We start from the raw sequence: 22,272 nt of genomic DNA, 5'->3' as shown, positions 1-22,272 counted from the left end.
CTCCCACTGGAATGTTTAACTCAATGTAATAATTGTATTCTCTTCCAACTCCTGTAATAATTTTCGCTTCATCTCTGCCAGAAATTTATCAATATCCTGCTCACTTTCGATGGAATAGGTTCTTGCACCTGTCACATTACTAATTAATACATTTTTACGCTTTTTTGATTTCGGCTGAACGGATGGTGTTACTGGTTTCACATTTTCTACCTGATTATCATCTGGCACTGGAGTTACCGATGCTTCCGGTTGATGCATTTCTTCGTATTCTTTTATTTCCTCCATACACTGATACTTTCTTGTATCACTTTCCAATCGTATATTTTTAACTGTCGCAATTTCCTGAGATGTTTCCAGTTTTTGCTGCAGTTCTTTAAAAATCGCAATAAATTTATCACGGAAAACTGCTGCAAATGACTTACTATCGAGTTCACTTAATACCGTCTTGAAATCGGCTTCCACAACTGGGCGCATAGCCTCTGTCTCTTTTTCCAGCAACGCCCCATACTGTTGTACAAATTTCATGGACATATCCGGTAATTTTTGTATCTGTCCAAATGGATTCCTTGCATTTACAATCGCTTCCATTTGAGCTACATTATCAGCAATTTCCTTTTCCCTCACATAAACCTTACTGTTTTCAAACATCTGAATCTGCTCCAGTGCTTTCTCAAAGATCTTTTTCTGTCCACCCTTGAAGAAATCAAATACCGGTGCTGTATCCTCTGCATCATCTAACAGATCATCCCGCTTCTTATCTACTGTTTTGAAGAACTCTACTGGTTCTTTGATCGTCAGAAGTTCTTCCAGATTTGTCTTTGCCTGTTCCATTAAAGCTTTGCAGGGAAGCTTTGGATTAATACGGTATTCAATCATAATTTCATCAAATGTTCCCAGCTTATCCTGCACTTTGTTCTTGAAATTGCTCATAATGGTATCATCATCATCACTGGATAAAGAATAACCAAAATAGTCCTTTAATACTTCTTTTACAGAACGGATCTGTCCATCTGTTGCCCGTTCTCTGATATCAATCAGAAGTTTTTCTACAAATTCACGTTTGGTCAGGTAACGCACCAGTTCATCTTTTGTGTTAGACATAAGAGATAAACTCTGACTGCTATAAATCAAAGATATTCTTCCCATCTTAAAAAGCATGGCAACCAGCCACTGTACATCTTTTGGATCAAATCCATATGGAGCTGCCCCGAATTTATCCTGCAAAGACTTCAGAGATGTTTTCATATGTCTCGCATTGTTCAGACTGATGACCTGTATCACTTCTCCCAGCGCCAGCTTATTCGGTGTGGTGTCACTAGTTCCAAGAAAGGAAAGCTGTCCATCATTGCCATTAAACACTGCCGCAATATCTGAAAGTTCCGGTGCTGTCTCCATGTAGGTTAGCTTGTTATACTGCATCTCAACCAGCTTGCCAAGTGCCTCATTGATACGACTTGCCGGCTCTTTTGCTGAGATATTTGCTTTATCACCATTCACATAGATATCTGCATGTTTCAGTGCATCCTCAATAAAGATACGGATACGGTCTTTCTTTTCAATACGCTCATCTTCTTTGGCACGGCGGATACTGTCAATAGTTCCTCTTGCTCCTGCCGCATTTTTATTCAGGAATTTATAAATCTTGATGGATTCTGTAATTTCATCCAGAAACGTACTGTCATTTGGAAGTTTTATAATCACTGTATGTTCCTGTGTAGAAAGCATACGAAGTGCGGAATCCGGATAGTCGTCCCCATATGGAGTAATAATAGATATCCCTATGTCATTCGACTGATTCCCTTTAAAATAGCGATCGTCCACTTTCTGGTTGAAAGGGAATAAGTAACGACTACTATAACGGTATTTCTTATCTGTAAAGATTTCCTCGAAGATCACAGTGGATGCCTCTCCGATAATCTCTCCCATTTCTACAGATTCATTATTGATGGCATTATTGATTTCCTGTTCTTCATTAGTCAGGAAGATATAAATTTCTCCATTCTTCTGCACCAGTGTCTCACGAATCAATTTCTTTAAAGACTCTTCAATCTTGCCACGGATTTCAATACGGTCATCATCTATATTGGAGATCATCAGTGTCGTAAGATTATCTACATTTGCCTTGATCTCTTTGACATATTTAATCATGAACAGAACTTTCAGCAGTTCCACATCGAACTCATCCAGTCGGCTGTTATCCTCTGCATCGGTAATCACCTGGCTGTGCTGATGATCAATGAATTTATGCAGCGGATCATAGAAATAGCTGAACGGTACCAGTACGCCTTCCTGGCTGTCTTTTAAGCGGATCGCAGACTCCTGGAACAGTGCCAGCATGGAACGGGACTGATCCGATAAGTGCTTTCCACTGGCTCCATGGGTACGCACAGCTGTCAATACCTGTCCAAGCAAATTAAACTGATATGGGATAAACGGATAGCAGTCAGCGAAATCTGTTTTATCTGTATATAATTTTTTATCTGCTGTATCTGCTGTAAATGTGATTAGATTCTTAATAATGGATTCTTTCTGCTCATATAACAGCTTCAAGGCAGATTCTGCGATCTCATTTTTCTCCAGGATACGTTTACGGATAACTTCATCTACATTGGATGCAGACAGGGATAATCTGGTATCGAAACGCCCCTGAATCTTGGAGAAGTCATTTCCTTTTGTCTTTGTGATAGAGTCAATATCTTCCTGGCTGGTAACGATAACCCATGCTTTTCCTCTGCAGGCAGTTCCCAGATCTTCTACGATGGTCTGTAAGTTCAACATTAACTGGGTATCATCCGCAATGTACTGTCCAATCTCATCCACTAGGAAGATTACATGATGGTTCGGTCCTTTTTTCTCACAGTACTCTTTGACCAGAGATACAAACTTCTCAATACTGAGGTCATAACTTCCCTTGGCATTCTTACACCAGTTGCGGGCAGCCTCTTCACTCATGAAATCCATAGCCACGATCGTCTTTACGATTTTATCCTGGATAACTGCAAAGGCCTGTCTCTTTTTCTCCCACGGTGCACCCGCAATCTCTTCAAATTTCTCTTTGAACTCTTCAAATCTGCCTTCGTTATCCAGCTGACGTTCAAATTCTGCAAGATATGGAATGGATCCGCAGTATCCCTGCATTTCATTAAACACCTTCATAAATACTTCCACGATAGCTTCTTTTCCTGATCCAACCTTTGCAGATCCTTTAGAATCAATATTAAAGAGCATGACATCAGAAGAAATGGTTCCGGAATTGGTCATCTTAGCAATCAGCATCGGATCATCGATTTTCTTTCCGTCTGTAAAGTACTCGATGGCTCTCTTTCCCTCTACCACACTGTTTTTCAGCAGATAAGAAAGAATCTTTAAGAAATGAGATTTACCACTTCCAAAGAAACCGGAAATCCAGACGCCCATTTTGTCCGTATTGTTATTGATCCCCTTTTCATAGTTATCGAAAAAATCACGGAAATGTTTTAACAATTCTTTTGTTACTACATATTCGTCCAATTCCTGAGATACGTTTTCTTCATCAGACTGACCTACTTTGATTACGCCCTTAATATCACGGTCAATCTGTTTCTCAAACATCTCTTTAATCTGCATTGTTCTTCTCCTTTGTTTTACACAAGCCGGAATGCCCGGTAATAATTTCTGGAATCCATCGTTCCAAATAATTTCAGATCCTGTCCGCTGTATTCTCCAGGATAAAACATCACAACCGGCACACTGTCCAGTACCTGATGTAAATTGTTCAAAATATTATGGCTTGCAATGATCGGATGGCATTTTCCAACTCCTGTCAGGAAAATCACGCTGTCTGTCAGATCCTCCTGTAAAATCTTTGAGATAATCAGGTTCAGTTCGTTCGTTTCATCCAGTCCCAATGTCTCTACCAGACTGTCTGCCATATCAAAAAAACCATTGTCTTTTTCCAGATCAAAGAAGGCTTCCAGATATCCTTCTTCCTCCAATACCTGAATCATCGTGTGAAACAGGTCAAATTCTATGATTTTAAAATCTTTATTGCCATTGTTGATTCTGTCTTTTAAGTATGCGATATGATTCCGTACTTCCAGCTCTGCTCTCGGATCGTAATCAAACACATAATATCCGACTTCATTTCCAAGTCCTTTATTTTCACGGAAAGACTTTTCAGAAATCTTATCCTCAATCCGGTTCAGTCGTTCTTCCAAACTTAATCTTGCCATCCTTAGACTCCCTTCACTGCTTTCAAGTATTCGCCAAGCCCATTTGCAGTCAGTAATTCTTCTGTCCGGTAATCAATATGAATTGACTTGATTGTTCTTGGTTTTGCACTGCTTTCCAGTAATCCCGCCTCAAACATCATTCTGGTAAAGCACTGTTTTAACTTCCGTACTGCAGTATCTGTCCAGCCGGCAACCACATCACTCTGCATTGCCTTATCTGCAAAAAAGACATTCAGATCCCTGTCTGTGATCTCTTTTTCACCTAATCGAATCTTCTCGTCGTATACTTCATGTAAAAACTCAAAAAATAATCTGCTGTCCATCAGAATTGCAATCAGATTCAGAATCTTTGCGGTTTCTACATCACAAGTGATAAATGCCTGTAATACTGCTTCTGGTAAGGCTGATACCCTTCGGTACGTTCCATTCAACACCTCATAAGCTCGATATTCTGCTTTCACCTGATAGATATTTTCCTCCCAGGCAATCTTGCGGATGTCTGCCTTGCTAAGTCCTTCCAGAATATAAGCTGCTGTTTTTCTGGATTCTTGCAACCAGAATAATTTTGATGTAAGTCCTGCACTGTAGTCCATTACTGTCCACCATCCTTTGTTTCCTGGCACAGCGGACATTCGCAATCCGCTTTCGCTACTTGCTCATGAACGCAGCCGCTTTGCGGCTTGCGTTCATAATGGACAATATCTCCGAAATCACAATCTAACTTCTCGCAGATCTTTTCCAGAACCTTCATGGAAACCAGCTCGTCATTGGTCATTTTTGCCACGGTGCTGCTGCTGATTCCCACCTGGTTCATCATATCCACTTTCTTCATTTTTTTATCGATTAATAGCTTCCACAATCCATTGTATGATACTGCCATATGTATTCCCTCTTTGTTATGCAAAACTTATGGTTTTTCTGTATTTTGAAAGTATATTATTTCTTTTCGTCCTTATACTCTCAATCTTCATTATTGTATCATACTGTATATTTTTCTTCAACAATAAGTGCAAATGATAGCTTCGACTTTGCGAAAGATTCATTTGAAAAATCTAATGATAGCACATAAGATTTGCTCCTATTCTTCCAAATACATTTTCAGTGCGTTATAGCAGTTCAGTGTCTCATTGTCTGCATCATTGAAATTCTGGGAATAGGTCTGCAGACTTCCTGTTGGATCCGTAACCAGATTTGTCAGTGATATATAGGCATCATACAACTTTGAAAGGGATTCATAAGCATCTTTATACTCTTCTGGTGGATTCTTTAATTTCTTCATCAGGGAGTTTACAGTATCTTTATTGCTATTGATATCCGCTATTTGTCCACTGAAACTGCTATCTGAAAAGAGCTTTTGCAGGGCATCATTAAAGTCAGATACAAAGTATCCATCCGGTTTTGTATATTTATTTGTCGTGCTATCACTTTCTTTATAAATTGCGTTGTACCATACCTGCTTGATCAGATTACCGCATGTTTCCGCATCACTGGCTCCTGAAAGCATGGAATATGCTGCCATATTCAAATTTGTCCCATATTTCTCGCTTTGTTTCTGGGCCTCTGCCACTGCCTTCGCTGTCACATTCTTCTTATGTGTCTGTACTCCAATGGCTGTGATGATTGCCGCAACAAGAACTGCTATCGTTGCAATCACAATTATTTTCTTTGATTTTTTGGTTATCTTCACACCGGTGACTTCTACCTGCTGTGGAGTTTTTTCTGTCTCAATAATGTTTTCTATTGGGCAACCGCATTTCGGACATATATCCATTCCTTCTTCCAGTTCCGCTCCGCAGTCCGGACAGTATTTCTTTTCTTCTGGGACCAACACGGTTCCACAATGCACACATTTCTTCGCCTTATCTGATATTTGCTCGCCGCAATTCGGGCATGTTGTCATAGCCATAATCTTTTTCCTCCAAATTTTTCATTTTCAATTCCGTCTCTACCATTTCCAGTAGTTTTTCCAGTCTATTTTTTTCCTTCTTTATATGCCTGAATCTCATCTGCCCAATGATCGTCCATAAAATCCATCATTGCATCACTATCAACAGCTTTTGAAATTGCTCTTCCTACAGCTTTAAAATTTAATTCAACGCCCTTGGAATCATTTTCATAAGTTACAGATCTGTTTCTGGCAATCCCTATCTTCTCAGCCTCTCTTCCTGCATCAATATTGGCACCCAGGAACAGAAATTCCCATCCACATTCTTTCTTAGCTTCTATCTTTCGCTTGATCTGCTCCTGTGTGAAATGCTCACTGGAATTTTCTAATCCATCTGTAGTAATAACAAATATGATTTTTCCTGCCCTGTGATCCTCTGGGAGATGTTTCTGTACATTTTCCATTTTTTCAATCGCTGTTCCAACTGCATCTAATAAAGCGGTACAGCCACGTACAAAGTACTCCTTCTCTGTGAGTGGTTCGATGATCTCCACCGGGAATCTGTCATGAATGATATCTACTTCATCATCAAATAAAATAGTGGTCACATTTACTTTCTTTCCCTGCGCCTTTTGCTTTGCGATCATGCCGTTAAATCCGCCAATTGTATCACTTTCCAATCCACCCATTGATCCACTTCTGTCCAAAATAAAAACCAACTCAGTCAATTCTGTATTCATGTGATTTCCTCCTTACTGGCTTGTTTTCAAGCCATCATGGTATCCCCTTGTGGGATTTCCTCCTCTGATATTTGTTGTTAATCACATTTTATCTACAGAACCAACTGGGTTGGTCGCCTGTCAGGTGACATTGCACCAAAATATTTTATTAAAACACTGGTTGTCCATACGCATCCAGCACATCATTGATTTCAAACATATCATAAATCTTATTCTGCAAGAAATATGCTACGATAATATCTGTTTTGGAACTTCTGGATAATGCGAAACCGGCACTTGCCAGTAAATCCTTTGCTTCATCCAGGGATAATTCCAAGGCAATCGTAAAAGCCAGTACCGTTTTTTTATTTGGAACATAATTGACATCTTTCCGGATTTTTGAAAAATGTCGACGATCCACATATGCCTTTGTATATGCTTCTGAATCAGTCATACCACGCTCATCGATCATTCGGAGTAATCTCTGTGAAAATGTTTCCTCCAGCTGATTCATCAGATTATCAATGTTTCTGTTTACTGACATCGTAGAAGACATACCTTTTTGTATTTTCGTCTTCTGCATCGTTGAAACATCAAATTCTTCTGGTAATGCTTTTTCTGAAAAACTGCTTTCTTTTACCGGCTCTTCCTGTAAAGCCTTTTCTTCGGCTCTCTTTTTCCGGAATTTTGTAATTTTATCAAAAATGGATTTCATTTCTTTATCCATTTTGATATCATCTTTTACTGGCTCATAATACTTGTCTATGTATTTCCCTACCTCATCAATCAGCTTCTGATCTGCCATAATCTGTACCGCCTTTTATAATTTTTAATCATCGTAATGATTGAATCCACCTAAAAATCCTGGATTGCTATGCCCCCGCTTATGCCCCTTATCATCATAATGGTTCAAACCGCCAAAGAATCCTGGACGACTCTCACCTATTTTGTGCCCGTTATTATCATAATGATTCATGCCACCAAAAAAGGAAGGCGAACTATGTCCGATTTTCTTTCCATTTGCATCATAATCGTTCATACCACCAAAGAATCCCGGTCGGCTCTCGCCCACTTTTTTTCCGTTTGCATCATAATGATTTATGGATCCAAATAACCCTGGTCTGCTATATCCTTTTTTACTCATAATCTTACCCTCCTGACTCTATTAGCCTCTTGTTTGATCTCAGAATAACACACTTTTTTCATTTGAAAGTCGCATAACAGGCGACATTCTTTTATTTCATTTACAAACATTATACCATTTATAATTCTTCCGACAATACGCAAAAAAGCCGGAAGTCACAATATTATCCGTGATCTCTGACTCATTGTGCTTATACTACACTGTCCTTACACCCCGATCAGCTCTTCTCTCCGGCTTATCTTTTTCTGTGCTACTGCTTTTCTTGCAAGAACACAACGCTTAATTCCACCATGATCCGCCCTGTTCCTGGAGGTATGGAATACTTTCCTTAAAACTCTTTGCAGAATTTTTGATAAATTTCCTTTTTTTGCTTGCAAAAGAGCAATTCATCTGTTAAAATGGTGACTGTTGATAAAAGGAGGTGCTATTCATGGCTAAATGTGCAATCTGCGATAAAGGAGCTCATTTCGGAAACAATGTGAGTCATTCCCATAGAAGATCCAACAAAATGTGGAAATCTAACGTTAAATCCGTCAGAGTAAAAACAACTGCCGGCGGAGCAAAGAAAATGTATGTATGTACTTCTTGTTTAAGATCCGGAAAAGTTGAAAGAGCGTAAGTAATATCGTATGCCCCCGTAGAATGCGGGGGCTGTTTTTTTATCTTTAAGACAGATAAATTACAAGCGGGAAGTATGCCAGGTGCACACTTCCCGCTTATCTGCAAAACATATGATATCCGCATAGCAGACATATGACTGCCATTGCGATCACAATAAAATTCTCTGTAATAAGGATACCAAGAACCATGCCCACACCAATAAAAAACAGCATAAAACCAGTTAGCTTTCCCACTCCTGTCTGCTCATTTCTTGTTTTTTATTACAGTATATGCATGAAATCTAAATGGAATACTACTCTTCTTTCCCGTCTGTATCCTCAGCATTGCCTGCACCTGGCGCAAAACGGTTCACAAAATCCGGCACCATATCCAGAACCTTGGTAAGGCCATCCTGATTTTTTACGTTTACAAGTTTGGTGCTTCCATTCTGGATCACAAGTACTGCACAGGGAGACATCTTTCCGGCAAGACCTCCGCCGCCATTGTTCTTCTTGTCCCCTTCAAAAGCTCCGGCTCCCACGCCGAAGGATACATCGACCAGAGGAAGGATAATGGTATCGCCTACATGAATGGCATCGCCAACCACTGTCTTGGCCGATACAAAGCCATCCATTCCTTTAAATAATGAATTCACGGTATCTTTGAAATTATTCTCTTTCTCCATGATTTACCTCCTTATGTCTCCATCGGTGGATGACGTATTTTATATTTTTATTGAAATAAAGCTTCGCTGCTGTTGTGAGAACTACAATTCCATAAATCCTTCCCTTTAACATGATCTCTCCCTCAAGAACATTTTCATTATCAAAAAGGGGCGCTGCTTCGATCTTGTTTTTATGAAAAGGAATCGTCATTCCTAATACAGCCAATACCATACCTGTAACTGCCGGATCTTCATTGCCAAATGTGATCTTTCCGGTGATCCTTGTCGGAAGCACATGATAAATCAGTTTTTTTGCATTTTTCCACAGAAAGGAAAGAGCCTCTCTGGTTCGGGGATGGTCTAAAAATTCCTTCCACCAGTTTATCTTATCACAGAAATTCCGGATTGTTAATGCAAGACTTTGCATTTTTTTCAGAATCCTTTTGGGGATTCCAAGAAAATTCTGTACGATTCGGATCAGCTTTCCAACTGCCGTTTTTATTTTTCCCACTATATTCGAAATTAAATCTGCAATCTTTGTCCGAAGCTTCTTTTCATCTTCCGATTCTTCCGATATTTCTTCGGAAATCGATATCGGCTCCATTATTACATTTTCCAAAATTTCATTTATATTTTCAACAGTATCTTCCTGAGGCTCAGACATTTGCAGCTCTGCGGTATCGTTCTGATTTTCGCTTTTTGATGTCTTTTCATGACTTCCAGAAGCCTCTGTCTGTTTTTTTGCATTTTGATTTCCGGAGTTGGAAAGAGCTCTTGGTTTCTTTTTTTTACGAAACAGATTTTTTAATTTTTCCAACGGAATCCCTAAAAAACATATTTTTGTTTTCAGAACGCCCTGCTCCCAGAATACCTGTGCAGATATTATATGAAGCAGCCAGCTCACTTCACCGGTAGCATGTATTTCGCGAAGACTATCCGTACGGTCTTTTTTTAAATTCCCTCTGTATCTGATTGGACAAAATAAAAGAAGCAGCAGGATCAGAAAGATCAGCCCGATCAGAATCCCCAGAAGGATCAATATCCATTTTATTATCAGCCATAATATATGCAACATTGGTTCACCTGTTTTTCAGATATTCTTTTATTTTAAAATTTCCAGTTTCGGTATAAACCTGTTCGATCATATCCTGTACCATCTGTATAGCACCGGATTTCCCTCTGGCCATTCCAACGATCAAAGGACAGGTGGCTCTGGCGCTTCGCTGTACAAGCATGCCTGCGGGAAGAATTTCCAAAATATTTCCGGGATTATCAGACAAAGTAACAACGTAGATATCCGGCACGAATTTGCCAGCAGTGATCCTGGCTCTTATTCTAGTAGGATTTTTTACATCATTTCCTATGTAATAGTTTTTCATCCATTTCAGCAATCTGCCATCACCTCCGTTTATAATGCCAAACAGGGCTGCGTAAGTACACAGCCCTGTCCTGTTGTTAAAAATACTTCTGCTGTTTCGCCCAGACGCCCTCACTTCGCATTTCCAGATACTCCTGATAGGCCTGTTCCACGATATGCTTCTCGTTGGAAAAACGGAGAAGATGATAGATCTCATGAAACTTATAGTATCCGGAATCTACAAAATATTCCTCTCGCTGGGGTTTGCTATGATAATTATCAGCTATCATGAGATACCAGTGTACCTCTTTCATTACCACATCCTCCGGAACGGTGAAATTATACTGGCTCTTACCGATATATTTCACGATAGAGGCCCGAACACCTGCTTCTTCCATTACTTCACGTAAAGCAGTCTGCTCAAAAGTCTCTCCTTTTTCTACAGTTCCTTTGGGAAGCACCCATCCTTCATAACGGTTTCTGTAGGATTTATACAATGCCAGGATCTTACCCCGATGAATTACCACACCGCCACAGCTTGTTGCTTCTATCATATTGCAATCCTCCTGTAATGCGTGTGTCTTTTGCACTGGCTATAGTATACCTCTTTTTCACCTTATAGGCAAGGGGCAAGAAGCAGATACTGTTCTCAATTTAATCGAAATAATATGCATCAAAAACATCGGCCGCAATGGGAACTGCCGCTTCACTTCCGGTTCCGCCGTTTTCCACGATCACTGCAATGGCGATATCCGGATCATCTACATTAGAATAACCCACAAACCAGGAATGACTGGAACCATTTTCATCAAACTCCGCAGAACCGGTTTTTCCGGCAACAGTATATCCTCGTCCATTCAATGCGGAAGCCGTACCGTTTTCAACTACATTTTTCATTAGTTTTCCAAGGATATTGGCTTCATTTCTTGTCATCAGACGTTTGTATTCTGTTTTTTCTGTTTCCCTGACCGTATCACCGGAATTATTCACGATCTTATCGATCATGGTTGGCTTCATCAGTATACCATCATTGGCGATGGCACTTGTGATCAATGCCATATGCATCGGAGAAACAAGAGTGTTACCCTGGCCGATCGAGGTCTGCATCACAAGTGCATTCGGAGAATCTTTATCAAGGGTAAAGCGACTGGTTTTATAGGAATTCAGCGGAAGCGCCCTATTAAAGAGCAGATCCTCTGCAGTACTTTTCAGAGTATCTCCTCCCAGACCAAGTCCCATATCTGCAAATGCACAGTTACAGGAATGTGCAAATGCGGAATAAAAATCCTCCTGTCCATGTACTGCACCATTGTAACACTGGATCGTGTGGTCATCCACTGTGATACTTCCCTGACACAGATAGGAATATCCCTCCAGTGATCCCTTTTGTCTGAAATAATCCAGTGCCGTGACGATCTTAAATGTTGATCCCGGAGGATAAGCTCCATTGGTTGCACGGTTTAAAAGGCTACTGTTACTTTCATCATTAACAAGGGTATCCCAGTTCTGTGCGATCGTGTTCGGATCAAAATCCGGTTTGCTCACCATAGCCAGGATACGTCCGGTGGATGGTTCCAGTACAACTACCGCTCCTCTCCGGTCTCCCAGAGAATTGTATGCCGTTGTCTGAAGATCTGCATTCAGACTGGAGATCACGGTATCACCCTGATTCTTTTTTCCCAGGAATTCATTTTTCATCTGTTCCAGAAAAAATGAATGTGAGGTGAGAAGCTGGAAATTTGCTTCCGATTCCAAACCACTCTTACCATTGGTATCATATCCTACTGCATGTGCAAAAATATTGGAAAACGGATACGTTCTCTCTTCTGTTCCATCTTCATACACATTGGTCTGTGCCAGAACCTCACCATCCGAAGACTGGATACTTCCACGTACTACCCGGTCCGAAAATGTATCCTGACGGGTGTTGTACGGGCTGTTGATAAAATCTTCGCTTTTTATGGCGTCAAAATAGGCCAGATATCCGATCAGACTGACAAAGATCAATATAAAGAAGGCCGATACAAAAGTTAAAGGCCGGTTCTTTTTTCTACGGAGTCTGGCGATTTCTCTTTCTCTCAGGCGTTGCTCTCTTTCCTCTTCTTTCAATCGTTTCTTTTCGCTGCGTTTCAATTTGTTCGTCCTCATCTTCCCTCAGAATATACAGTCCCTGAATGATCGCAAGCATCAGGATGGTACACATGACAGAACTGCCTCCGTAACTCACCAGCGGAAGTGTAACTCCTGTCATTGGAATAAACTTGGTTGCACCGCCGATGGTCAGAAATACCTGAAAAGCATATTCTGTTCCGAGCCCCAGTGCGATCAGTTTATAAAACGGATTCCTGATCTTTAGTGCAATAGTAACGATCATCAGAAAAAAGCTTGTGCATACAAGAATCAGGCAGATGGCAAAAATGCCACCCAGTTCCTCACAAATAGCACTGAAGATAAAATCATTTTTTACGACCGGAATCTTCTCCGGAGAGCCCTGGCAAAGTCCCATTCCAAACCAGCCTCCGGTTCCGATTGCAAACAGAGACTGCACGATCTGATAACCTTCATTTTGATAGACAGCCATCGGATCCTTCCAGGCACTGACTCGCTGACGGACATGTCCAAAAAGATGATATGCGATCACCGAACCAACGCATCCTCCGCCAAGTCCCAGAAATAAATAGCTCGGATTCCTGGTTGCCACATAGATCAGTACAAGGTAGGTGACAAAAAAGATTACTGCACTACCCAGATCCCTGGAAAGAACCAGGATCCCTACATGGATCACTGCAACGATCGTAGCCAGTACTACTTTGCGAAAATCCACCTTGGTACACAGAAGTGATGCCATAAAAAATACGAAGGTTATCTTGATCACCTCGGAAGGCTGGATTCCCATAAGAGAAAGCTTTGCACCGTAGCTTGTGCTTGCCAGAACAAGAACTGCCGCCAGAAGTACAATACCAATTCCGGCATAAGCCCATGTAAGATCCTTTAAAAATTTCATTTTTCGTATCATTACCGGTATTACCAGTGATACTGCACTACCTGCGGCCACGATCAGAAGCTGCTTAGTTGCAGACGGAAGTGAAAGCCGGCAGAGCATGATAAATCCTACGCTCAGGAGCATACACATATTATTTAAAAGAAGCAGCGATGCATTCTGATAAATAATTCGATAAAGGATCTGGATCGCTGCAAAAAAGATCATCATTTCGATATAGAACAGGATGACCCTGAAATCCATGCTTTTTAAATAGATCACAAGAAATGCTGTAAAATCAATAAAAAAGATCATGGTCAGCTGCTGATGGAGCAGTTCTCTCTTTTCTTCCTCATCCTGCCGCCACACCATATAAAAACAATGAAAGGTATAGACGATCATCAATGTGAGGATCACATACTTAGATAATTCTGTAATTACATTAATCATACACTTTTACTCGGCTCCTCTTTTAAAATGGCCTTTTGTATACCTGCGTCCGGAAGGTTTTCCGTTTTCCTGATAAACCGTCCGGAATTCTTTCAGGATCGCTTTTGCTTTCTCTGGCTCTTCGATCGTAAATGCCAGTCGCAAAGAGTGAAGGTTCAGTTTTTTTACCTGATCTTTTTCACCCGGAAGTCCGTAAGGAATGCTATTATAAATGATATTATAACAGTATTTTGCTTTTTCGGAGATGTTTTTTCCCCATGGATCACAACTGCATTTTACCGGAAATTCACTGTTATAGCGGTCTTTCAGATAAGCCGTCTCATATTTTCCTGTACATCCGAAAAGATTCTTCCTTACACACTGCGCGGAAAGCATCAGTGGGATATAACCATATAAAAGCAGCTCCGAAGAAGTATTATCTCTATGTTTCAGTTCACCCTCATTCAACTCAAGGGGGACTGTATTTCGAAGAACTCCCTCTTCCCGCCAGAAATCAACACTCTGATCATTCCAGGTATACATGGATGCATCCAGGATACATTTTTCGCCATATCCCATTTTTTTCAGTACGGCGTAAGATTCCAGGTTTCTTACCAGAAAGCCCTTCATACCCTGCTCCAACCATTTTTGAGCTGATCGAAGCCACTTTTCGGGGATTTCTCCGCGATGGATATGTGGAGTAGAAAGATATAATTCACTGCTTGCAGCAAGTTCCGGTGAAAAATATTTTTCCATAGTATCAAAAGGAAAATAAAAACCTGTAATCCCCGGTTCGTTCAAAAGTACTTCCGCAGTATCCGAACGTTCACAGGATACATACACAGGCAGGCTGTCTGTTACCCTTCTGTGGCAGGCAGCCTGATCCTTAGATTTCGTCGGCTGCTTCGTAACCTGTGCTCTCTTCTGACATCCGATCAGTGCTTCTCGCAGCTGACTCAGAGCATCTCTTCGTACTTCATTGAGAACTTTAACCGGAACAAAAATCCTTCCATTTATTTCAATGTTCAGATCCTCCCACTGAAAATCTGTATTTCCCAGTTTCTCCATCTGCTGACGGATCCTCTGTTCTTCCATTGGCTGATTTTTAGCAAACTGTACCTCACCGCCCATAGCAGTTACTGTCTGGCCCTTGCAGGTTATTTCCAGTATAACAGGACTTTCAGGAGAAAGTATTAAATTCCCATGAATTTTTTCTTTTATTTTTCTGATCTCCGGCTGGATATTACCGGATTTTTTTTCATTGGCAAAAGCCATCATTTCCGGCCCGCGATACATATCATAGTATCCTTTGCAGGATCCTCCCCGACTGAAAAGCTCAAGAAGATACTTCCGATCGTTTTCCTGAACGTGATATTCTTTTCCACTTAAATACATATCCAGATATTTTCGATATACTGCCGTGACGCCCGCTGTGTACGCCGGCTGTTTCATACGCCCTTCGATCTTCAGAGACATAACACCCGCCTCCAGGATATCCGGAAGAATATCCAGAGTGCAGATATCTTTCAGGCTTAATGCACAAAAATCCTTGTCTCCTTTATATTTTCTGTGATCCATGGTTACACTGTAAGGAAGCCTGCATGGCTGTGCACAGCGGCCACGGTTTCCGCTTCTTCCACCGAAAATACTGCTCATCAGGCACTGGCCGGAATAGCTGTAACAGAGAGCTCCATGGATAAAAGTCTCTATTTCCAGAGGACTTGCCTTATGCATGGCAGATATCTCTTCCAGGGAAAGCTCTCTGGCCGGAACCACACGCGTTGCTCCCTTTTCCTCCAGAAACCGCATTCCCTCCGGTCCGGTTACTGTCATCTGTGTGCTTGCGTGAATATCCAGATCCGGAAAATTCCGGCGTATAAAAGAAAATACTCCCAGATCCTGTACGATCACCGCATCCAGCCCTGCCTCATAATACGGAAGCAGATATTCAAACAGCTGATCATCCAGTTCACGGTTCTTCAAAAGTGTATTCACAGTAAGATATAATTTACGGTTATGGATATGTGCGGTCTCAATGGCAGTGATCAGCTCTTCCTGGGTGAAGTTCTGCGCATAAGCTCTTGCTCCAAAAGCCGGTCCCCCTACATATACCGCATCAGCCCCGGCACCAATAGCTGCCTCAAAGCTTTCATAAGAACCTGCCGGCGAGAGCAGTTCTGTTATCATATTTTTCACAGTATTCCCTCATCTCCCATCTGTTAATCAATCCGATGACCATAAAACAAAAGAGGATTACCGAAGCAATCCCCCCTCCTTATTTAAGCAGTTCATCAAGTTCTTTCTCCAGCTCCTTCACCTTACCGTCCAGAAGATTCTTCTGTTCCTGAGCTTCCTGTTCTGCCTTCTTCGCCTCTTCAATCTGCATTTTCAAAGAGATCAGTTCATGTTTCAGATCATACATCTCCTGGTCTTTCTGCTGCAGATCCTGTTCAAAAATCTCCGCCTGTTTTTTTGCCTTAAAATAATCATCTGTAATATTCAGACTGAGCAGTGTATGCTTGGTCTCCATGGCCTGTCTGGAGTATCCCGGCATCTGACTCAGCTCACTGATCTTATTATTCATATAGGCTGCAACCTTCTGAAAATATTCCTCGGACTCATACCCGCCCAGAGTAATGATCTTTCCATCGATAACAACCTGTGCTGTATTCTTTACCGCCATTCGTAAAGCCTCCTGAATTTATCTGTTACTGGTAATTTCCTCAATAACATTCCTCTGCATTGCCGGTCTTACAACCCGCAATTTCTTTTATTATAACTGATTCCCGCAAAAATGTATAGAAGTTTTTCTATTATTTTGTCGATAAATCAGGACGAGGATATCCAAGATGGGTATATGCCAGCACGGAAGCCATTCTTCCACGTGGAGTTCTGTTAAGGAAACCTGTCTGCAAAAGATAGGGTTCATACACGTCTTCCAGTGTTCCGGAGTCTTCTCCGATTGATGCGGCAAGTGTTTCAAGCCCCACTGGTCCGCCCTGAAAATTCAGGATCAAGGTCTGGAGAATGCGGCGGTCTGTTTTATCAAGGCCATACTGATCTACTTCCAGAAGATCCAATGCGAAGCAGGCAACATCGTAGGTGATCACACCATTATACTTCACCTGGGCGAAATCACGTACTCTCTTCAGAAGACGGTTGGCCAGACGGGGGGTTCCTCTGGAACGCTTGGCGATCTCGGCAGCTCCATTGGGTTCGATTTCCACGCCAAGCACCTGAGCGGAACGTAGAATGATCGTCGTCAGTTCTTTTTTATCATAAAACTCCAGTCTCTGTGTTACGCCAAAACGATCACGAAGCGGCGCGGAAAGAAGACCTGCCCTCGTTGTTGCACCTACCAATGTAAACTTCGGAAGATCCAGACGAATGGAACGGGCGGATGCTCCCTTGCCGATCATGATATCGATAGCAAAATCTTCCATTGCCGGGTAAAGAACCTCTTCTACCTGTCGATTCAGTCTGTGTATCTCATCTACAAACAGCACATCTCCTTCCTGAAGGTTGTTCAGGATCGCAGCCATTTCGCCTGGCTTTTCAATCGCAGGACCTGATGTTACCTTCATATGTGTTCCCATCTCATTGGCAATGATCGCGGAAAGTGTAGTCTTTCCCAGCCCCGGAGGTCCATAAAACAGCACATGATCCAGTGAATCATGACGCTGCTTTGCTGCTTCGATATAAATTTTCAGGGTATCTTTTGTTTTCTGTTGACCAATATACTCATCCAGACTCTGAGGCCTTAAATTTCCCTCCAGGGAAAAATCCTCTTCTGTAACATCTGTTGTAATGATCCTGTTCTCCATTTGCTATGCTCCGTTCTATTTCATTTCAGTGCGAGCATGTTTGCTCTTACTCACGGCGGTGACATGCTCCCACCACTTAAATCTTACGATTTTGAAGTGGGGGCTTCCTGCTCGATTACCCTTTAGGGCAAAGCTAAAACAGGCTATCCCCGCGTGTCCCGCGGTTTTGTTTTTTATGTTTATCCGGTTATGGATTTTTTTCTTGTGCCGTCAGGTACATTCTTTATAGATTCTTTTTCCTTCTTCACGGATATTGACTGCTGCATTCACATCCCGGTCCATCCTATTTCCACATTCACAAACATACATTCTATCCGACAATGCCAGTTCCTTTTTCTTATGTCCGCATACACTGCAGATCTTGCTGGATGCAAAATAACGGTCTACTTTTATAAGATGTTTTCCGCATTCTTCCAGCTTGTATCCCAGCATGAACAGAAACTGCCCGTACCCGTTATCCTGCACACCTTTCCCAAGGTGCAGTCCTCCGGACATTCCCTTCAGATTCAGATCTTCCACACATACTGCGTCATATCTTTCCGCAAGCTCCCTACTGAGCTTATGCTGGAAATCTTTTCTCTGGTTCTTTATCTTTTCATGACATAAAGCTACCCTTTTTTTCTGTTTCTGATAGTTCCGGCTTCCTTTTTCACAGTGGGAGAGCTTTCTCTGTTCTCTTGCAAGTTTTTTCTCTGCTTTTCTGTAAAACATAGGGTACCCGGCTCTTTCTCCTGTAGAAAATACACACATTCCCTGCATGGCAAAATCGATCCCAAGAAATCTCTCTGCCGGTCTTTTTTCCACTGTTTGGTTCTCACAGCAGAACAAAAGGCTGGCTAAATATTTCCCGGATGGCTCACGGCTCACAGTTACAGACTTCAGTTTCCAGTCTGATGGAATCTGACGGTGAAGTTTTATCCTTATGACGGACATCTTTGGAAGCTTCAGATAGGTATCCTGCAAAAGGATATTTCCGTTTAGTGCATTGGTCGTATATGAATTTCTTGCATGCTTCTTTGATTTATAACGTGGAAATCCGCAGGCTGGTTCCCGAAAAAACTTCCGGAACGCACTTTCCAGATGCAGCTGCGCATTCGCCAGGGCAAGAGAATCCACCTCTTTCAGCCATGGATATTCCTTTTTATATCCGGCCGGTGTGTTCCGGAGCATCTTTTTTTCTTTCTGGTAATAGCTGATCTTATCTGCAAGCATCTGGTTATAGATAAAGCGGCTGCAGCCGATTGTTTGCTCTATCTGAACTCTCTGCTCTTTATTTGGATAGATCCTTATTTTTACGGCGCGGTTCATTCTTCTCACCCTGGCTTTCTATATACTGCCGTATCGTTTCAATCGTTGCTCCGCCTGCACTGAGCAGACAGAAGATCTGACTCCAGAATGCATCTTTCATGGTCTAACTCCATTATATTTATCATCCTTTTTCTTATATCGACGGATATGTATTTATGAACTAATTGTTCTTTTTCAGTATACTACATCAGGGAAAGGAGAACAAGTGTTTCTTTTATACTATAGAGATTTTTTTGAGCAGATATGCTCAGATGTGCAATTCATCTCACCATCTGAAGAGGTGGGAGAATTCTTGCTACATTTGTTAAAAATTTTTCAGTGCAGCCCGAAGAATTGCTTCTACATCATCTGCCGGCACATCTTCCGGTACCTTTCGTACTGCACGAAGGGCATCTGCAGAACTGTATCCTAATGCGACAAGCGCCTCCACCGCTTCCTGACGACTATCCCTCAGATCAGATGCTCCCTCAGCTGCTTCTTCCTGTTGATGCGCCAGTTTCATCTCAAAAGCATCTTCCAGCTTCAGCTTGTCTTTCAGCTCCAGGATCATTTTCTGGGCTGTCTTTTTCCCGATTCCAGGGGCCTTGGAGATTGTTTTTACATCATCGGAAAGCACTGCAAAACGAAGCTCGTCTGCACTGATCCCGGAAAGGATACCCAGAGCGCCTTTAGGTCCGACTCCGTTGACACCGATCAGAAGCTTGAACATGCCAAGATCATCCTTCGAAAAAAAACCATATAGCTGTAGAATATCCTCCCGCACATAGAGAAAGGTATGGATCTTCTTTTCATCGCCTATCCGTGCTTTCCCAAGATCCTGTCCTGTCATATAAATCTCATAACCAATTCCGCCATTTTCCACAACCAGACAATTTTCACCGATATCTGCTACGGTACCTTTTACAAAAGAAATCAAATCTCAAGGCTCCTTCCCTGAAACAGCTGAACATCTGTTTCCCATATGAACGCAATAGTAACATAATTTTCAAAAAAAATCAACCCGGAATACAATCTCCGGGTTGATCCTGTATACGAGCCTGTGATTCCTCTCGCTGTTTTTTATCACTGATTAAGGAAATCCTGATCCTCAAAATAATTGATCCGCATAGAAGAACGAACATCATGAAGCGTTGCGGCAGCTTTTTCTCTGGCAACCTCTGTACCGGCTTTCAGGATATCGAACACATCTTCGGTTCGCTGCTCCCACATTTTCCTTCTTTCACGGATCGGTCCAAGCTCTGCCTGCATAACATTATTCAGGAACTTCTTGACTTTCACATCACCAAGGCCACCTCTCTGATAGTGAGCCTTAAGTTCATCCAGATTCTGATACTCTGGCAAAAATTCAGCAAAATGTTCCGGGCGGCTGAAGGCATCCAGATAGATAAATACCGGATTTCCCTCTACACGACCAGGATCCTGAACACGAAGATGGTTCGGATCTGTAAACATGGACATGATCTTTTTCTTTACAACATCTTCTTCATCAGACAGATAGATGCAGTTTCCGAGAGATTTACTCATCTTAGCCTTTCCGTCAATTCCCGGAAGACGTAAGCATGCTTTATTGGAAGAAAGAACAATTTCCGGATCTGTCAGTGTGTCACCGTAAACGGTATTGAATTTATGGACGATCTCCTTGCACTGCTCAAGCATCGGAAGCTGATCTTCACCTACCGGTACATGTGTCGCACGGAAAGCAGTAATATCAGCAGCCTGACTGATCGGATAGCAGAAAAAGCCTACCGGGATGCTGGCTTCAAAATTACGCATCTTAATCTCGGATTTAACGGTAGGATTACGCTGTACTCGTGCTACCGTAACCAGATTCATATAATAAAAGGTAAGTTCTGTCAGCTCCGGAACCATGGACTGGATAAAAATATTGGATTTCTCCGGATCAAGCCCGCATGCCAGATAGTCCAGAGCAACCTGAAGAATGTTATGACGTACTTTCTCCGGATGCTCTGCATTATCTGTAAGTGCCTGGGCATCTGCGATCATAATATAAATCTCATCATATAAGCCAGAATTCTGCAGCTTCACACGCTCTGCCAGAGATCCAACATAATGACCTACATGAAGGCGCCCCGTCGGGCGGTCGCCAGTTAAAATAATCTTACTCATGAATTTCGTTCTCCTTGAAGTATACTGAATATTTATATCCTATTATAGCCCCTTGAAATTCACCGGTCAAATATTTTTAACCGGAAACTGCAATTTTTCATTGAAATATAACCAAAAGTTTGTATGTATTTATTTTATTTATGCATTATCGGGCACAACATGCTTTATTCCAAAAAAAGAACTGCCATATCACTCGGAAAACTTCCGTGACAGGCAGTCCTTTTTGTTTTACAGAATCACATGTCTTGGGCAAACTTCCTTACATTTACCGCAGCCTGTACACTTATCGTAATCGATGTGTGCACAGAAATCGGTAACTGTGATCGCCTCGGACGGACAATTCTTCTCACATTTTTTACAGCCGATACAGCCAAGCTCGCAGGCAGTTGTAACTGCCTTACCTTTTGCGTGGGAGCTGCAGGCTACACGTGTCTGTTTGTCATATGGTACCAGCTCGATCAGGTGACGTGGACATTTGGCAACACATTTGCCACAGGCTTTACATGCTTCCTGATCTACGACCGCAATACCATTCACTATATGGATCGCATCAAATGGACATGCCTTTACACAGCTTCCGAAGCCCATACATCCAAATGTACAGTTTTTTGCACCGCTGCCAGGGATGAAAGCCATCATCTCACAGTCTTCCACACCTGTGTACTCATATTTCACAGTCGTCTTATCACAGGTTCCTGCACATTTTACAAAAGCAACCTGACGTGCGGTTTCTTTTACTTCCTGTCCCATGATCGCGCCAATCTTGGCTGCAACCGGAGCACCGCCAACCGGACACTGATCTACAGGAGCTTCTCCCTTTGCAATTGCGGCAGCGAGTCCGGAACATCCCGGATATCCACAACCACCACAGTTATTTCCTGGAAGAACGCCGAGAATGGCTTCTTCCTTTTCATCTACCTTAACGGTTAATTTCTTGTCTGCAAGTCCGAGGAAAATACCAATGAATAAGCCAGTACCGCCGACAATGACTGCAGCCATAATAATTCCTGTTATACTCATGCTC

At 41.9% G+C, this 22,272-nt stretch carries 22 protein-coding genes and 1 pseudogene; 1 reads left to right on the top strand and 22 read right to left on the bottom strand.

Features of this window, described 5'->3' with window-relative positions; genetic code table 11:
• Positions 1-15 precede the first annotated feature (15 nt).
• From brxC to BN3261_RS05675, 8 genes are all read right to left on the bottom strand, one after another.
• A complete protein-coding gene (gene brxC, locus BN3261_RS05710; RefSeq protein ID WP_059085682.1) occupies positions 16-3,606 on the bottom strand; it encodes a BREX system P-loop protein BrxC in 3,591 nt (1,196 codons plus the stop codon).
• Between the two features lie 17 nt (positions 3,607-3,623).
• Positions 3,624-4,211 carry a DUF1788 domain-containing protein gene (locus BN3261_RS05705; RefSeq protein WP_022427246.1) on the bottom strand — a complete coding sequence of 196 codons (588 nt, stop codon included), beginning with the start codon at positions 4,209-4,211 and terminating at the stop codon, positions 3,624-3,626.
• A gap of 2 nt (positions 4,212-4,213) precedes the next feature.
• Entirely contained in the window at positions 4,214-4,804 is a 591-nt protein-coding gene (locus tag BN3261_RS05700) for a DUF1819 family protein (RefSeq protein ID WP_059085681.1), read from the bottom strand.
• Complete coding sequence (locus BN3261_RS17170) at positions 4,804-5,091, bottom strand: helix-turn-helix domain-containing protein (protein ID WP_110925758.1); 288 nt, start codon at positions 5,089-5,091, stop codon at positions 4,804-4,806. Before BN3261_RS17170 ends, BN3261_RS05700 begins: the two co-directional genes overlap by 1 nt.
• Positions 5,092-5,289: 198 nt before the next feature.
• A complete protein-coding gene (locus BN3261_RS05690) occupies positions 5,290-6,117 on the bottom strand; it encodes a zinc ribbon domain-containing protein (protein ID WP_059085680.1) in 828 nt (275 codons plus the stop codon).
• A 65-nt stretch (positions 6,118-6,182) separates the two neighbouring features.
• Positions 6,183-6,836 (bottom strand): vWA domain-containing protein, encoded by a 654-nt coding sequence (locus BN3261_RS05685; protein ID WP_059085679.1) that lies wholly within the window; start codon positions 6,834-6,836, stop codon positions 6,183-6,185.
• Positions 6,837-6,984: 148 nt separating this feature from the next.
• Complete coding sequence (locus tag BN3261_RS05680; protein WP_059085678.1) at positions 6,985-7,620, bottom strand: hypothetical protein; 636 nt, start codon at positions 7,618-7,620, stop codon at positions 6,985-6,987.
• Positions 7,621-7,644: 24 nt separating this feature from the next.
• Positions 7,645-7,959, bottom strand: coding sequence for a hypothetical protein (locus BN3261_RS05675; RefSeq protein WP_022427240.1), 315 nt, complete (start codon positions 7,957-7,959; stop codon positions 7,645-7,647).
• Between the two features lie 430 nt (positions 7,960-8,389).
• On the opposite strand from BN3261_RS05675, the gene rpmB reads away from it, so the two are divergent.
• Positions 8,390-8,578 (top strand): 50S ribosomal protein L28, encoded by a 189-nt coding sequence (gene rpmB, locus BN3261_RS05670; protein ID WP_015524898.1) that lies wholly within the window; start codon positions 8,390-8,392, stop codon positions 8,576-8,578.
• 294 nt (positions 8,579-8,872) lie between these two features.
• Here rpmB and BN3261_RS05665 read toward each other — a convergent pair whose 3' ends face one another.
• The 14 genes and pseudogenes from BN3261_RS05665 to BN3261_RS05605 all read right to left on the bottom strand — a co-directional run bounded on the left by BN3261_RS05665 (position 8,873) and on the right by BN3261_RS05605 (position 22,268).
• On the bottom strand, positions 8,873-9,244 hold the full coding sequence (locus BN3261_RS05665; RefSeq protein ID WP_015524896.1) for a GerW family sporulation protein: 372 nt from the start codon (positions 9,242-9,244) through the stop codon (positions 8,873-8,875).
• Positions 9,228-10,298, bottom strand: a complete 1,071-nt coding sequence (locus tag BN3261_RS05660; protein ID WP_059085677.1) for a DUF2953 domain-containing protein — start codon at positions 10,296-10,298, stop codon at positions 9,228-9,230. Before BN3261_RS05660 ends, BN3261_RS05665 begins: the two co-directional genes overlap by 17 nt.
• A gap of 4 nt (positions 10,299-10,302) precedes the next feature.
• Positions 10,303-10,614, bottom strand: coding sequence for a hypothetical protein (locus BN3261_RS05655; RefSeq protein WP_059085676.1), 312 nt, complete (start codon positions 10,612-10,614; stop codon positions 10,303-10,305).
• 64 nt (positions 10,615-10,678) lie between these two features.
• Positions 10,679-11,134: an NUDIX hydrolase gene (locus BN3261_RS05650; RefSeq protein WP_015524893.1), complete on the bottom strand. Its 456-nt coding sequence runs from the start codon at positions 11,132-11,134 to the stop codon at positions 10,679-10,681.
• 100 nt (positions 11,135-11,234) lie between these two features.
• The gene (locus tag BN3261_RS05645; RefSeq protein ID WP_110925757.1) at positions 11,235-12,728 is read right to left on the bottom strand and encodes a peptidoglycan D,D-transpeptidase FtsI family protein; all 1,494 of its coding nucleotides are present in this window, start codon (positions 12,726-12,728) and stop codon (positions 11,235-11,237) included.
• On the bottom strand, positions 12,631-14,010 hold the full coding sequence (locus BN3261_RS05640) for an FtsW/RodA/SpoVE family cell cycle protein (RefSeq protein ID WP_015524892.1): 1,380 nt from the start codon (positions 14,008-14,010) through the stop codon (positions 12,631-12,633). The genes BN3261_RS05645 and BN3261_RS05640 overlap by 98 nt, the downstream gene beginning before the upstream one ends.
• A 6-nt stretch (positions 14,011-14,016) precedes the next feature.
• Positions 14,017-16,176 carry a peptidase U32 family protein gene (locus BN3261_RS05635; protein ID WP_021651505.1) on the bottom strand — a complete coding sequence of 720 codons (2,160 nt, stop codon included), beginning with the start codon at positions 16,174-16,176 and terminating at the stop codon, positions 14,017-14,019.
• A gap of 88 nt (positions 16,177-16,264) precedes the next feature.
• Positions 16,265-16,672 carry a cell division protein ZapA gene (locus tag BN3261_RS05630; RefSeq protein ID WP_015524889.1) on the bottom strand — a complete coding sequence of 136 codons (408 nt, stop codon included), beginning with the start codon at positions 16,670-16,672 and terminating at the stop codon, positions 16,265-16,267.
• 130 nt (positions 16,673-16,802) lie between these two features.
• Complete coding sequence (ruvB, locus tag BN3261_RS05625; RefSeq protein ID WP_015524888.1) at positions 16,803-17,813, bottom strand: Holliday junction branch migration DNA helicase RuvB; 1,011 nt, start codon at positions 17,811-17,813, stop codon at positions 16,803-16,805.
• Between the two features lie 210 nt (positions 17,814-18,023).
• Positions 18,024-19,121: an RNA-guided endonuclease TnpB family protein gene (locus tag BN3261_RS05620; protein ID WP_059085675.1), complete on the bottom strand. Its 1,098-nt coding sequence runs from the start codon at positions 19,119-19,121 to the stop codon at positions 18,024-18,026.
• Positions 19,084-19,218 (bottom strand): annotated as a pseudogene (locus BN3261_RS17165) (transposase); the annotation flags it as partial. The gene BN3261_RS05620 and the pseudogene BN3261_RS17165, both read right to left, overlap by 38 nt.
• Before the next feature lie 207 nt (positions 19,219-19,425).
• Positions 19,426-20,037 (bottom strand): Holliday junction branch migration protein RuvA, encoded by a 612-nt coding sequence (gene ruvA, locus BN3261_RS05615; protein WP_022426699.1) that lies wholly within the window; start codon positions 20,035-20,037, stop codon positions 19,426-19,428.
• A 146-nt stretch (positions 20,038-20,183) separates the two neighbouring features.
• Positions 20,184-21,248 carry a tryptophan--tRNA ligase gene (gene trpS / locus BN3261_RS05610; protein ID WP_015524886.1) on the bottom strand — a complete coding sequence of 355 codons (1,065 nt, stop codon included), beginning with the start codon at positions 21,246-21,248 and terminating at the stop codon, positions 20,184-20,186.
• 228 nt (positions 21,249-21,476) lie between these two features.
• On the bottom strand, positions 21,477-22,268 hold the full coding sequence (locus tag BN3261_RS05605) for an RnfABCDGE type electron transport complex subunit B (protein ID WP_059085674.1): 792 nt from the start codon (positions 22,266-22,268) through the stop codon (positions 21,477-21,479).
• Between the last annotated feature and the right edge of the window lie 4 nt (positions 22,269-22,272).

It is taken from the genome of Blautia massiliensis (ex Durand et al. 2017) (genome assembly GCF_001487165.1).
Lineage (GTDB): Bacteria > Bacillota > Clostridia > Lachnospirales > Lachnospiraceae > Blautia_A > Blautia_A fusiformis.
The sequence above is the reverse complement of the archived record's forward strand: the minus strand, read 5'-3'. Positions and strand labels throughout refer to the sequence as shown.